Here is a 12,280-nt window from a genome sequence, read left to right on the forward strand (position 1 = left end):
GCAGACTGCCGTTACCCTTCCGGCATGCCCAAGTACCTGCTGCTCAAGCACTACCGCGGCGCTCCGGCGGCGGTCAACGACGTGCCGATGGACCACTGGGCCCCGGACGAGATCACCGCGCATATGAACTACATGAAGGACTTCGCCGCCCGGCTCGTGGAGACCGGCGAGTTCGTCCAGGAGCAGGCTCTCGCCCCCGAAGGCACCTTCGTCCGGTATGACGGCGAGGGCAAGCCGCCGGTCACCGATGGCCCCTTCGCCGAGACCAAGGACCTCATCGCCGGCTTCATGGTGATCGACGTCGACGGCTACGAGCGGGCACTCGAACTGGCGGCCGAGCTGTCGGCCGCACCGGGAGCGGGCGGAAAGCCGATCCACGAGTGGCTCGAAGTGCGCCCGGTCCTGAGCGAGCAGCTCGTCATCACGGAGTGAGCGCCGAACCGGACGAGGCCCTGCTCCGGAGCCTCACACCGAACGTCCTCGGAATCCTCGTCCGCCGAGGCGCCGACTTCGCGGCCGCCGAGGACGCCGTGCAGGAAGCGCTGATCGAAGCCGTCCGCGTCTGGCCCGGCGACCGGCCGAAGGATCCGAAAGGCTGGCTCGTCACCGTCGCGTGGCGCAAGTTCCTCGACATGGCCCGGTCGGACGCCGCCCGTCGCCGTCGCGAAGACCTCGTCGACGAGGAGCCCGCCCCCGGGCCCGTCCCCGCGGTGGACGACACGCTGCAGCTGTACTTCCTGTGCGCCCACCCGTCGCTGACGCCGTCTTCGGCGGTCGCGCTCACCCTTCGCGCCGTCGGCGGGCTCACCACCCGCCAGATCGCCGAGGCGTACCTGGTCCCCGAAGCGACCATGGCGCAGCGCATCAGCCGGGCCAAGCGCACCGTCTCCGACGTGCGTTTCGACCAGGCCGGTGACGTCGCCACCGTGCTCCGCGTGCTCTACCTGGTGTTCAACGAGGGCTACTCCGGCGACGTCGACCTCGCCGCCGAAGCCATCCGGCTCACCCGCCGCCTCTCTGCCTTGATCGACCATCCCGAGGTCGCGGGGCTGCTGGCCCTCATGCTGCTCCACCACGCCCGGCGCGCCGCGCGGACGGCTCCCGGCGGCGAACTGGTGCCACTCGCCGAACAGGACCGCGGCAACTGGGACACGCGCCTGATCGCCGAGGGCGTCGAGATCCTGCAGGCGGCGCTGGCCCGCGACCGGCTCGGCGAGTTCCAGGCACAGGCCGCCATCGCGGCACTCCATGCCGACGCGCCCACCGCCGAGGAGACCGACTGGACGCAGATCGTCGAGTGGTACGACGAACTCGTGCGGCTGACCCGCAGCCCGGTCGTCCGGCTCAACCGCGCGGTGGCCGTCGGCGAGGCGGACGGACCGCGCGCGGGCCTGGCCGCGCTCGCGGAACTGGACGGCTCGCTGCCCCGGTACGCGGCGGTGGCGGCGTACCTCCACGAGCGCGACGGCGACCTGACGACGGCGGCGCGGCTGTACGGCGAGGCCGCCGCCAAGGCGGTCAACCTGGCCGAGCGCGCGCACCTGACCCGTCAGGCCGCGCGGCTCAACGCCCTCAAGAAGTGATCGGCGGCAGGCGCGGAAGGCCGTCGATCTCCGACAGGTGATCCAGCACCCGCCCGAAGGCCTGCCCCAGCACCTGCTGTTCTTCGGGGCTCAGCAGGTCGATCAGATGCTCCCGGACCCCCTCGACGTGCGTCGGCGCGGCCCCCTCCAGCAGTTCCGCGCCGCGCCCGGTCATCTCCGCGACGACACCGCGTTTGTCGGCCGGGTCACGTGTGCGGCGGATGAGACCGTCGGCCTCCAGCCGGACCATCTGGTGCGAAAGCCTGCTCTTGGTCGAGCCGAGCATGCTCGCCAGCTCCGTCATCCGCATCCGCCGGTCGGGCTGGAGCGAAAGGCAGACCAGGACCTCGTAATCGGCGAGGGTGACTTCGTGGCGCTCGGAGAGTTCGCGATGCAGACGCTGCCGCAGCCGCATGGTGGCGACGATGTACGAGCGCCAGGCCACCATCTCGGACTCGGACAGCCAGCGCACTTCCTTCTGCTCCACCGCCATCCACGCAGCGTAGAGCGTTGATCGCACAAGGCGCATACCCGCCGGTCACTTTTCGGCCCGTGAAAAACCCGGCGGAACATTCGCCCGAAGGAGGGTTACGAAAAGGTTGAGACTCGGCGCGAAAAGGCGCATTCTGCTTGTCAGCGGATGGTCGGGCAAGTAACGGGCGATCTCCTCGAAGGGTCGCCGACCTGCTCCCCAGCCGGGAAGGGTCAGGTGGTGGTATGGCGGGTGATTCTCGCGGTTGACCGCCTGCTGTGTCCCCGCGACCGGAACGGAAAGGACCGGGTCGGTCGCGACTGTGAACAGCGATGAGCGCGGGCATCTCAAGATGCGCTCGACAATTCTCGCGCATTCGGCGTCACTCCGGCCTGTTTCGGGTTCGCGGCCTCTTCGACCGCCTCGGCAGTGCCCGGCGCCGGCCCGGTGATCGCGGCCAACCGGCGATCGGAACAAGACAACCTCGGTAGTTCTGGGTGCGGCCGCTCCGGGTGGCCGCACCCGGGCATATCCGGGGTCTTCCGGCTACGCTTTCCCCCGTGCGATTCGACGAAGGCGCGGGCCTGGACACCTCCGAGGTCGAGGACCTGCGCGGCGGCGGTGGTGGCGGTATCGGCGGCCGGGTGGCACTCGGCGGTGGCGGGCTCAGCGTGGTCGGCCTCGTCATCTACTTCCTGTTCTCCCAGTTCGGTGGCGTGAGCCTGAACCCGTCTTCGGGCAGCCTCGGCGGTGTGGGCACCGGACAGCAGATGGACAACACGTCGCTGTCGCAGGAGTGCAAGACCGGCGCGGACGCGAACCGGAACCACGACTGCGCGATCGTCGGCTTCATCAACTCGATCCAGGACTACTGGGGGCAGGAGTTCCAGCGGTCCGGGTCGACCTATCGCAAGGCCGTCACCAACTTCTTCAACGGCGGTGTGAACACCGCCTGCGGCAGCGCGACTTCGGACGTCGGGCCGTTCTACTGCCCCGGCGACTCCGAGGTCTACATCGACCTGGCCTTCTTCAACGAACTCCGCACCCGGTTCGGCGCGCAGGGCGGGCCGTTCGCGGAGGCGTACGTGCTGGCCCACGAATACGGGCACCACGTGCAGAACCTCACCGGAGTGTCCAAAAAGGGCACCGGGAGCGGGCCGACGTCCGGTTCCGTGCGGCTGGAACTGCAGGCCGACTGCTATGCCGGCGTCTGGGCGAACCACGCCACGACCACCCCGACCGAATCCGGGCGGCCGCTGATCACCGAGGTCACCCAGGGGGACATCGACTCCGCGCTGGACACCGCTTCGCGAATCGGTGACGACTACATCCAGTCGAAGCTCGGCGGTGGCCGGGTCGACGAATCGCAGTTCAGCCACGGCACTTCGGCGCAGCGGAAGAAGTGGTTCACCACCGGCTTCCAGACCGGCGAGCCCGCCCGGTGCGACACCTTCGCGGCCAAGAGCCTGGGCTGAGGCCTCAACGGCGCACCCGGCAACGCAGGTGAAGCACCCGGTCGCCCTGGAGCACCACGTCGGGATCCTCCAGCAGGTGCTGCGCCCGGACCGACCCGAAGTAGCGTTTGCCGGACCCGAACACCACGGGTACGACGTCCATGCGCACCTCGTCGACCAGGCCAGCGGCCAGCGCCTGGCCGCCGACGTCGCCGGCGGCGACCTCGACCACTCGGTCACCCGCGAGTTCCTGTGCCTTGGCGACGGCCGCCTCGACGCCGTCGACGAAGTGGAACGGCGCCTCCGGGTCCCAGCCCTCGGGCGCGGGCCGGTGCGTCACGACGACCACGTGGTCGATCCCGCTCGGCGGCTTCCCGTCCCAGCCGTCGGTCAGGTCGAAGACGTGACGGCCGGCGATCGTCACCCCGATCTCGTCCCAGTACGGCCGGGTGTGGTCGTAGGACGCCTGTGACACCTTGAGCGCCCCGCTGTCGTCCAAGGGGACGTCACCACCGGTCAGCCAGTCGAACAGCGGTCCGGGCTGGTCGCCGTCGTCCGCGATGAACCCGTCCACCGACACCGAGCCGTACATGACCACCTTGCCCACGGACTCTCCTCTGCTTGGGATGCCCCGAAAGTAGCGGGTCGAGAGCCGTCGCTCTTGTAAGAAATCAATCGGCGGGCAGCGGCCAGCCGTCCAGCGCGTGGCCGGGATGTTCGCGCAGGAAGCGCCGCCGGACTTCGAGATACCGGGTCGGCGTGAGTCCGGTGAACTCCCGGAACTCGTGGCCGAAGTGGGCCTGGTCGAAGTAACCGGCCCCGCCGGCGAGGGCACCCCAATCGACCGGCCCGGCGGGGTCGATCGCGAACACGGTGGCGGTGAGGCGGTAGGCGCGGGCCAGCCGCTTCGGCGTGACACCGACGAGCTCTTTGAACCGCTTCGCCAGATGAGTGGTGCTGACCCCGGCCGCCACGCTCAGGCCGCCGATCGCCGCCGCCCCGCGGGTCGCCGCGAGAACGCCGCTCGTATGGCGGACCAGCCCCAGGCCGTCGGTCTCGCGAAGCCGCCGTAGCAACTCCTCCTCGAGGAGCGTCAGCATCTCGTGCGGTCCGTCCGCCATGGCCAGCCGGTCTCGCAGTCCGGCGACGGCGGGCCTGCCCCAAACCTGCTCCAGGGTCACCGGCAGGTCGCACAGTTCGGCCGCGGGCATCGGCAGGAACGACGACGGTCCCCATGGCTTGAAATGCACGCCGACGGACCGGGTTCCGGGTGGGTAGCCGAACTCCAGCGCGCGAGTGGGCGTGGTGACCACGCAGCCGTCGGTGTACTCGGCCGCCTCGATGTCGCCGCCGGCGCGGATGCGGAACGGCGGTCCGAGGTTGACGATGAGGAACGCCCCGGGCATCGGCGGCAACGTCAGCCGGGCGTACGGCGGCTCCCCGGCCAGGTGGTAGAGGTCGTCGATCAGCCCGTCCAGCGGCGGCCGCGGCACTCTGGACACGTACTCCACGCCCACAGCATCGCCGAAGCCCCCTTCCTCGCGCCAGACGCGGGGAAGGGGGCTTCAGGTACTCGGATCAGGCGGCGACGTGGTGGTCGTCAGCGTGGACCGAAGCCGTCAGGCTCCGCTGCTGCGACCGCTCGGCCGCGCGCAGTTCCCGCGCCTTCGCGGCCTTGGCACCCGAGACACCGTTGATGTTCTCGGTGCTGATCGCGTACACGCCCAGCGCCCAGGCGACGGCGTCGGAGTTGCGGTCGAGCGCGACGCGGTCGACGTTGCCGAGGTTGTCGCAGGCCTGGTGGTAGCACTTGTCGTAAGGAACGTTGGCGCTACCGCCCCACTTGGCGGCCTGTGCGGCGGTCTTCACGCCTTCGGCACCGGTGAACAGCCCACCGGCCGGGATGCCGGCGCGGATGAAGCCCTGGTAGTCCGAGCGACCGGTGAAGTCCGTGCCCTCGACCGGGACACCCTTGCCGAGCTGCAGGTAGTCGACCAGGGTCTTCTCCAGCTGGGCCGAGCCGTACGGGCCCGCACCCTCGCCGACACCGTCGGAGTTGTCACCGTCGTACGCGAAGTACGCCGCGTTCGGCGAACCGATCATGTCGTAGTTGTAGTAGAGCGCGATGTCGAGCTGCTGCTCGAAGCTCAGCGAGTTGACGTAGTGCGTCGAGCCAACGAGCCCGAATTCCTCGGCACTCCACCAGCCGAAGCGGACGGCGTTGTTGGCCTTCGGCTTGCTGCCCAGCTGCAGCGCGGTCTCCAGCAGCGCGGCGGAACCGGTGCCGTTGTCGTTGATGCCGGGGCCCTCGGTGACGCTGTCGAGGTGGGCGCCGAGCATCACGACGTTGTCCTTGCGACCGGTCTTGGTCTCGGCGAGGACGTTGTAGCTGGTCCGCGCCTCCTGGAAGGCACGCAGGTCGAGGGTGACTGAAGCGCCTGCCTTGGTGGCGAGCGCCTGGCCGTCGGCCTGGGTGATGCCACCGGTCGGGATCTTGCCCGCGGCCGGGTCGCCCAGGGTGCCGTTGACCGGGCCCGGGACGTTGTTGTAGACGATCGCGCCGAGCGCGCCCGCCTCGGCGGCCGTCGCCTGCTTCTGCGCGAAGGAGCAGCCACCGCGCTGGATCAGCGCGATCTTGCCCGCGACCCCACCGGCGTAGTCGGCCGCTTCGCAGCCGCTGGTGTCGTCGACCGGGACCACCGCGAGCGGCGCGGTGATTCCACCCGCGGGCGTCGACGGGCTGTAGGACATGATGATCACCGGGACGTCGGTGCCCGCGACCGTCAGCCGCTCCGCGAGGGTTTCCGCGTAGGTGAAGGGGAACTCCTGCCGCGTGACCGCGAAGCCCGCCTGTTCCAGCTTCGTGGCGATGTACTCCGCGGACCGCTTGTGGCCCTCGGTGCTGGCGGCGCGGCGGCCACCGGTCGCGTCCGAGATCCGCTGGAACGCGACCAGGTGCCGGTTGACGTTGTTCACGTTGACCTTGTTGACGAGCTGCTTCGCCAGCGCGGGACCTTCGATCCCCGTGGTGGCTGTCGCAGCTGGAGCCATCCCGACCGTGAGCGCGGCGGTGGCCGCCACCACGATCGAGGGAACAATGCTTCTTCGCGAATATGACATGGGCGTCACCTTTGTGTGGTTCGCGCCACAGGTCAACCGACGTTCGGCGGACTTTACGACACCGGGATAAGGTCGTTTGTATGTACGCGATCACCATCCGTGAGCCCGGCGATCCCGATGTTCTCGAATGGACCGAGGTCCCCGATCCCGTGGCAGGCGAAGGCGAAGTCGTCATCGAAGTCGCAGCGAGCGCCGTCAACCGCGCTGACCTGCTGCAACGCCAGGGCAACTACCCTCCCCCGCCGGGCGCGAGCGAAATTCTCGGACTTGAATGTTCGGGCACGATCACCGAAATCGGCGAAGGCGTCGAGGGATGGCGAATCGGTGATGAAGTTTGTGCTTTGCTCGCCGGTGGCGGCTATGGGGAAAAGGTCGCTGTCCCGGCAGGACAACTGCTTCCGCTTCCCGCCGAAGTCGAATTGCTCGCGGCCGCCGGACTGCCCGAAGTCGCGTGCACGGTGTGGGCGAATGTGGTGATGCACGCCAAGCTGTCCGAAGGCGAGGTCCTGCTCGTCCACGGCGGTGCGGGCGGCATCGGCACGCACGCGATCCAGGTCGCGAAGGCGCTCGGCGCGACGGTCGCGGTGACGGCGGGTTCGGAAGAACGGCTGGAGAGCTGCCGCCAGCTCGGCGCCGACATCGCGATCAACTACAAGGAGCAGGACTTCGTCGAGGTCCTGCGCGCCGAGACCGGCGGCGCGGACGTCATCCTCGACAACATGGGCGCCAAGTACCTCGACCGCAACATCGACGCGCTGAAAGCGGACGGCAGGCTGGTGATCATCGGCATGCAGGGCGGGGTCAAGGGCGAGCTGAACATCGGCAAGCTGCTGGGCAAACGCGTGAGCGTGTACGCCGCCGGGCTCCGCTCGCGGCCGCTGGAGCAGAAGGCGGCGATCGTCGCCGACGTCCGCGAGCGGCTGTGGCCGTTGGTGGAGCAGGGTTCGGTGAAGCCGATCGTCGGCCAGGTCGTCCCGATGGCCGAAGCCGCTTCGGCGCACCGCGCACTCGAAGAAGGCACGGTTTTCGGCAAGGTCCTGCTGGCGGCTAAATCCTGACGAGTCAGGCGCAGCCTGTCCGTTGAGGGTGGCGGCGGGGCGGGGTCCGGGTTAGCGGATCTCTTCCAGCACCCGGACGAGCTGGTTGACCTCGAAGACGTTCGAGTAGTGCGCGAGTCCGATGCGGACGGCGCCGCCGACTTCGGCGGCGCCGAGCGACCCGAAGACACCGCTCGTGCCGTCGTCGGCGAAGGCGCAGAGCCCCTGGGAGGCCAGGTATTCGGCGACCTCGGGCGCTTTCTTGCCCGCGACGGCGAACGCGAGCGCGGGGATCCGGCGCATGGCGTCCCCGATGACCATGACGTGCCGCAGCGAACGCAGCTCCGTGGACAACTGCGCCAGAAGCCCCGCGTGGTACGACTTCGCCGACCCCAGCGACGTCACCAGCTTCTCGCGCCGCGAGCCCATCGCGGCGTCGTCCAGACCGGCCAGATAGTCGATCGACGCGACCAGACCGGCCAGCAACGGGTACGCGTGCGGCCCCAGCTCCATCCTGGCCGGACCACGCGCGGCCGGATCGAGCGACACCGACGGCAGGCGTTCGAGCAGCTCGGGATCGCGGAAGACCAGCGCCCCCACCGACGGCCCGCCCCAGGCCTGTGCCGAAACCACCATCACGTCGGCGCCGAGCGCGTTGAGGTCCAGAGGGACGAACGGCGCCGCGTATGTCGCGTCGACCACCACCAGCGCGCCGACCCGTTTGGCGAACTCGATCACCGTCGGGACGTCGGGCCGGGTGCCGACCGAACCGGACGCCAGCGTTACCGCGACGGCCTTGGTGCGCGCGGAAACGAGGTTCTCGTACTGCCAGGCGGGCAGCTCGCAGGTTTCGATGTCGATCTCGCCCCAGCGCACGACCGCGCCGACGCGTTTCGCCGCGCGGCGCCACGGCGCGAGGTTGGCTTCCTCGTCGAGCCGGGAGACGACGACCTCGTCGCCGATCGTCCAGCGGTCGGCCATCGCGTCGACGAGACGGCGGATGAGATCGGGCGCGTTGGGGCCGAGCACGACCCCGGCCGGATCGGCGCCGACGAGGTCGGCGACCGCCCGGCGAGCGGCCGTGACAATGCTTTCCGCACGCTGGGAGGCCGGAAACGCTCCACCCGGTCCGGACACCGGAGCGCGCATGGCCGTGGATACGGCCGAAGCGACCTGTTCAGGTACGAGCATTCCGGCGGCGCCGTCGAAGTGAATCCAGCCGTCACCCAGCGCGGGAAACAACCCACGGATACGAGCGACGTCGAACGCCATGGGGACACCGTACGGACGTGCGGTTTGGCGCTTTACCCGGGGTTGGCTGCCCGAACACGGGGTGCGACGATTCCCGCTACGCTCGGAGACGGCGGCGAAAACCACACTGCGCTCGGCGCCCGACGTAGGCCAGGATGGAGCACATGACCGACCCAGTTTCCCGCGAATCGACCACCCCCGGTGACGGCGGCGGAGACTCCCCACACCACGTGGTGGTCGTCGGTCCCGACGGCACCCCGGTCGGCACCGCACGTATCGCCTCCCCCGGCTCCGACGACGAGTCCGCTCAGGAAGAGTCGCTCGGCGACCTCGTCGAAGAACCCGCCAAGGTGATGCGCATCGGCACGATGATCAAGCAGCTGCTGGAAGAGGTCCGCGCCGCGCCGCTGGACGACGCCAGCCGCAACCGTGTGCGCGAGATCCACCAGACCTCCATCCGCGAACTGGAGCAGGCGCTGGCGCCGGAGCTGCAGGACGAGCTGGAGCGGCTGGTGCGGCCGTTCACCGAGAACTCGACGCCCTCCGACGCCGAGCTGCGGATCGCGCAGGCGCAGCTGGTCGGCTGGCTGGAAGGGCTGTTCAGCGGTATCCAGACCGCGCTGTTCGCGCAGCAGATGGCCGCGCGGGTGCAGCTGGAGCAGATGCGGCGCGGGCTCCCGGCAGGCCCTTCCGCGGGCGGTGCCGCTTTGGGCGGGCACGGGGCCGGCGGCGAGTCGCACGGGCCGGGCCAGTACCTCTGACACGCGCTATGAACGGGCCGTTCCTTGCAAAATTTCGCAAGGAACGGCCCGTTCATAGCAGCCGGAGGGTCAGCGCAGCGGCCGGAAGAACGTCCGCAGGTCGCCGATGAGCAGATCCGGCACTTCCAGTCCGGGGAAGTGACCCCCGCGGTCCGGAGTGGACCAGTGCACGATGTCGTCGGTGCGCTCGGCGAGGTGCCGGATCGGCAGGCCGGTGTCCTTCGGGAACACCGCCACCCCGGTGGGCACTGTGGACTTCGCGGGCCCCTCGCCCCAAGCCGGACCCAGCGCGGCGTAGATCCGCGAAGACGAGTTCGCCGTACCGGTGAGCCAGTAGAGCATCACGCTGGTGAGCAGGTCGTCGCGATCGATCGCGTCCTCCGGCACGTCCCGCGAGTCCGAATAGGACTTGAACTTCTCCACCAGCCAGCCGAGCTGCCCGGCCGGTGAGTCGGTGAGCCCGTAGGCAAGCGTTTGCGGTTTGGTCGCCTGGATCATCGCGTAGCCCAGCTCGCCGGTCTGGAACTCTCGCCCGCGCGCCAGCGCCGCCTCTCCGCGAGCCAGCTCGTCACCGGTGAGCCCCTCGAGATCGGCCTCGGATTCCGGCACCGCGTGCGGCAGCATCGTCAGGTGCGCGCCGATCACCCGCTCGGGGCAGCGGACCCCCACGTCGCGCGACACGATCGCGCCCCAGTCGCCGCCGTGCAGCCCGAACCGCTCGTACCCCAGGCGCGACATCAGGACCGTCCAGGCGTCGGCGATCCGGCCGGTGCCCCAGTCCGCGTCGGTGGTCGGTCCCGAGAAGCCGAACCCCGGCAGCGACGGCACGACGACGTGGAACGCGTCCCCCGGGTCGCCGCCGTACGCACGCGGGTCGGAAAGCGGGCCGACGACGTCGAGGAATTCCACAATGGACCCCGGCCAGCCGTGCGTGAGCACCAGCGGGATCGCGTCCGGCTCCGGAGACCGCGCGTGCAGGAAGTGGACGTTCGCGCCGTCGATGTTCGTCAGGAAACCCGGGAACCCGTTGAGGCGCTCCTCGTGAGCGCGCCAGTCGTAGCGGAGCCGCCAGTACTCGGCGAGCTCCTGGAGGTAGCCGAGCGGCGTCCCGAGCCCCCAGCCGACGCCGTCGATCTCGTCCGGCCAGCGCGTGTTCACCAGGCGGGCGGCGAGGTCGTCGAGGTCTCGCTGGGGGACGGCGATCGTGAACGGCGTGATCTCATCGGTCATGGGGCCGACGGTAGTGAGGATCGAGGACAGCTCTGGTCCTCGATTCCGATCGATCAACTGCGAATGAGCCGGGCCCACCGCCTCCGAAGCGGAGTCACTTGAGCTTCCGCGGGGCCGTCCGGCTCCGGTTCGGGGCGGACCACGGGCGCGTAGATGGTTTTCGCCAGGTCACGCTTCGCCTTCTTGAAACCGGCCAAGACATCGGGTGCGTATCCACCCGCCTTCGGCCGATCCGGGACCTCGCTCAAGTCCTCCAGCAGGGTCCAGTTCGAACCGAGCGCCGCCAAGGAACGATGCTTCGTCGCGTAATAGTCGGGGTGGATCGAGACCGCGACCCCCGAAGCGCCTCCCGCGGCCGCCAGCATGTGCAGGTGGAACCTGGTGGAGATCCAGGTCTGCCGGGGCGAAACCGGGAGTCCGTGCGTCCAGATGTGCGAAAACGGGTAGAACCGGGCGCCGGGCAATTCCCGCTCGAGGAGCGCGAACACCTCCCTGTCGACGCGTGGAACCCCTTCGACCACGCCGATCTTTTCGGGCGGGATCTTCCAGGAGCGCAGCATCGACAGCACCGCGCCCGCCAGCTTGCCGACCCCGACCTCCACCAGGTCGGACTGAAGGCAGAGCATGACCTCGGGAAGGTCCTCGGTCTCCTCGTAGAGATGCGGTCCGACGCCGATGAACGCGTCGTCAAGGCCCACCGGCACGTCCAGCAACTCGGCCGAAGCGTCGTCACGGACTTCCACGATCTCGAACCGGTCGGCCAGCGCACGCAACAACGGCGCGACGTCGTCACAAGCGGGCAACAGCCCCTGCCCCGTCATGGCCGCCCGGCCACCCGAGCGCTCCACGGCGGCGGCCGCGCCGGCCAGGAGGCCGATCTGCTTGGGCCACAGTTTGTTGATGTAGCCGCCCCCGACGACGTGGATCACGTCGACCGTCGCGAGCAGTTCGATCCCGTGATGCAGCCTGGGCATCATCCCGGGGTTGTGGATGGCTTCCCGGACCCATGCCGCGGCCTGCCACGGGTCCTCGGACGAGGCCTCCCAGCACAGACGCCACAAAGTGTCCGTGAACTTCGCTCGGGGATGCAGACCGTCGAGGAGCACGGCGGCGGGACCGGGTGAATGGGTGTCCACCCATACATCCGCGTCGGGGGCCACTTCGGCCAGATGCCGGAGCCAACTCGCGGCAATGAGTTCGTCACCATAGTTGGGGTGACCGACCGGCGCGACCAGGTAATACAGTGCGCGCCGGGCAGGCTTCGAAACCGAAGCCGTTCTGTCGGGGACCGGCATTCGTGCATCGTAACGCCGCACACACCGTTACCGGAGCGGGAGCGGGAAACCTGCTCGGGACGGGGCGGCCCAGGCAC

12 protein-coding genes are annotated in these 12,280 nt (G+C 69.3%); 5 read left to right on the top strand and 7 right to left on the bottom strand.

The genetic code is table 11. From position 1 onward, the window contains the following. Nucleotides 1-24: 24 nt before the first annotated feature. Together CVV72_RS27845 and CVV72_RS27850 are read left to right on the top strand one after the other, a co-directional pair. Nucleotides 25-432, top strand: coding sequence for a YciI family protein (locus CVV72_RS27845; RefSeq protein WP_219146491.1), 408 nt, complete (start codon nucleotides 25-27; stop codon nucleotides 430-432). Continuing rightward, a complete protein-coding gene (locus tag CVV72_RS27850) occupies nucleotides 429-1,583 on the top strand; it encodes an RNA polymerase sigma factor (protein ID WP_219146493.1) in 1,155 nt (384 codons plus the stop codon). The genes CVV72_RS27845 and CVV72_RS27850 overlap by 4 nt, the downstream gene beginning before the upstream one ends. Here the strand turns inward: CVV72_RS27850 and CVV72_RS27855 are convergent. Beyond that, nucleotides 1,573-2,076, bottom strand: a complete 504-nt coding sequence (locus CVV72_RS27855; RefSeq protein ID WP_219146495.1) for a MarR family winged helix-turn-helix transcriptional regulator — start codon at nucleotides 2,074-2,076, stop codon at nucleotides 1,573-1,575. The two genes, CVV72_RS27850 and CVV72_RS27855, sit on opposite strands and share 11 nt — an antisense overlap. Before the next feature lie 539 nt (nucleotides 2,077-2,615). On the opposite strand from CVV72_RS27855, the gene CVV72_RS27860 reads away from it, so the two are divergent. After that, entirely contained in the window at nucleotides 2,616-3,530 is a 915-nt protein-coding gene (locus tag CVV72_RS27860) for a neutral zinc metallopeptidase (RefSeq protein WP_219146498.1), read from the top strand. Between the two features lie 4 nt (nucleotides 3,531-3,534). On the opposite strand, the gene CVV72_RS27865 is transcribed toward CVV72_RS27860, so the two are convergent. The 3 genes from CVV72_RS27865 to CVV72_RS27875 all read right to left on the bottom strand — a co-directional run bounded on the left by CVV72_RS27865 (nucleotide 3,535) and on the right by CVV72_RS27875 (nucleotide 6,629). Then, complete coding sequence (locus tag CVV72_RS27865; RefSeq protein WP_219146500.1) at nucleotides 3,535-4,116, bottom strand: dihydrofolate reductase family protein; 582 nt, start codon at nucleotides 4,114-4,116, stop codon at nucleotides 3,535-3,537. A gap of 64 nt (nucleotides 4,117-4,180) precedes the next feature. Then, nucleotides 4,181-5,002: a helix-turn-helix domain-containing protein gene (locus CVV72_RS27870; protein WP_219154172.1), complete on the bottom strand. Its 822-nt coding sequence runs from the start codon at nucleotides 5,000-5,002 to the stop codon at nucleotides 4,181-4,183. 85 nt (nucleotides 5,003-5,087) lie between these two features. Next, complete coding sequence (locus tag CVV72_RS27875; RefSeq protein ID WP_219146502.1) at nucleotides 5,088-6,629, bottom strand: M28 family peptidase; 1,542 nt, start codon at nucleotides 6,627-6,629, stop codon at nucleotides 5,088-5,090. An 80-nt stretch (nucleotides 6,630-6,709) separates the two neighbouring features. Here CVV72_RS27875 and CVV72_RS27880 point away from each other — a divergent pair, with 80 nt between their 5' ends. Next, on the top strand, nucleotides 6,710-7,687 hold the full coding sequence (locus CVV72_RS27880) for an NAD(P)H-quinone oxidoreductase (protein WP_219146504.1): 978 nt from the start codon (nucleotides 6,710-6,712) through the stop codon (nucleotides 7,685-7,687). 51 nt (nucleotides 7,688-7,738) lie between these two features. Here CVV72_RS27880 and CVV72_RS27885 read toward each other — a convergent pair whose 3' ends face one another. Further along, on the bottom strand, nucleotides 7,739-8,938 hold the full coding sequence (locus CVV72_RS27885) for a cysteine desulfurase-like protein (protein ID WP_125679092.1): 1,200 nt from the start codon (nucleotides 8,936-8,938) through the stop codon (nucleotides 7,739-7,741). A gap of 134 nt (nucleotides 8,939-9,072) precedes the next feature. On the opposite strand from CVV72_RS27885, the gene CVV72_RS27890 reads away from it, so the two are divergent. Next, the gene (locus CVV72_RS27890) at nucleotides 9,073-9,678 is read left to right on the top strand and encodes a bacterial proteasome activator family protein (protein WP_034309807.1); all 606 of its coding nucleotides are present in this window, start codon (nucleotides 9,073-9,075) and stop codon (nucleotides 9,676-9,678) included. Between the two features lie 69 nt (nucleotides 9,679-9,747). Here CVV72_RS27890 and CVV72_RS27895 read toward each other — a convergent pair whose 3' ends face one another. After that, the gene (locus CVV72_RS27895) at nucleotides 9,748-10,908 is read right to left on the bottom strand and encodes an epoxide hydrolase family protein (RefSeq protein WP_219146506.1); all 1,161 of its coding nucleotides are present in this window, start codon (nucleotides 10,906-10,908) and stop codon (nucleotides 9,748-9,750) included. A gap of 53 nt (nucleotides 10,909-10,961) precedes the next feature. Next, nucleotides 10,962-12,203, bottom strand: coding sequence for a polysaccharide pyruvyl transferase family protein (locus CVV72_RS27900; RefSeq protein WP_219146508.1), 1,242 nt, complete (start codon nucleotides 12,201-12,203; stop codon nucleotides 10,962-10,964). Nucleotides 12,204-12,280: the final 77 nt, after the last annotated feature.

It is taken from the genome of Amycolatopsis sp. TNS106 (assembly GCF_019330265.1).
Classification (GTDB): Bacteria; Actinomycetota; Actinomycetes; order Mycobacteriales; family Pseudonocardiaceae; genus Amycolatopsis; species Amycolatopsis lurida.

Excerpts from the sequence above, each read along its gene's own strand:
- CVV72_RS27880 (WP_219146504.1), top strand. The coding sequence starts at position 6,710 with ATGTACGCGATCACCATCCGTGAGCCCGGCGATCCCGATGTTCTCGAA.
- CVV72_RS27855 (WP_219146495.1), bottom strand. The coding sequence starts at position 2,076 with ATGGCGGTGGAGCAGAAGGAAGTGCGCTGGCTGTCCGAGTCCGAGATG.
- CVV72_RS27875 (WP_219146502.1), bottom strand. The coding sequence starts at position 6,629 with ATGTCATATTCGCGAAGAAGCATTGTTCCCTCGATCGTGGTGGCGGCC.
- CVV72_RS27845 (WP_219146491.1), top strand. The coding sequence starts at position 25 with ATGCCCAAGTACCTGCTGCTCAAGCACTACCGCGGCGCTCCGGCGGCG.
- CVV72_RS27890 (WP_034309807.1), top strand. The coding sequence starts at position 9,073 with ATGGAGCACATGACCGACCCAGTTTCCCGCGAATCGACCACCCCCGGT.
- CVV72_RS27900 (WP_219146508.1), bottom strand. The coding sequence starts at position 12,203 with ATGCCGGTCCCCGACAGAACGGCTTCGGTTTCGAAGCCTGCCCGGCGC.
- CVV72_RS27885 (WP_125679092.1), bottom strand. The coding sequence starts at position 8,938 with ATGGCGTTCGACGTCGCTCGTATCCGTGGGTTGTTTCCCGCGCTGGGT.
- CVV72_RS27895 (WP_219146506.1), bottom strand. The coding sequence starts at position 10,908 with ATGACCGATGAGATCACGCCGTTCACGATCGCCGTCCCCCAGCGAGAC.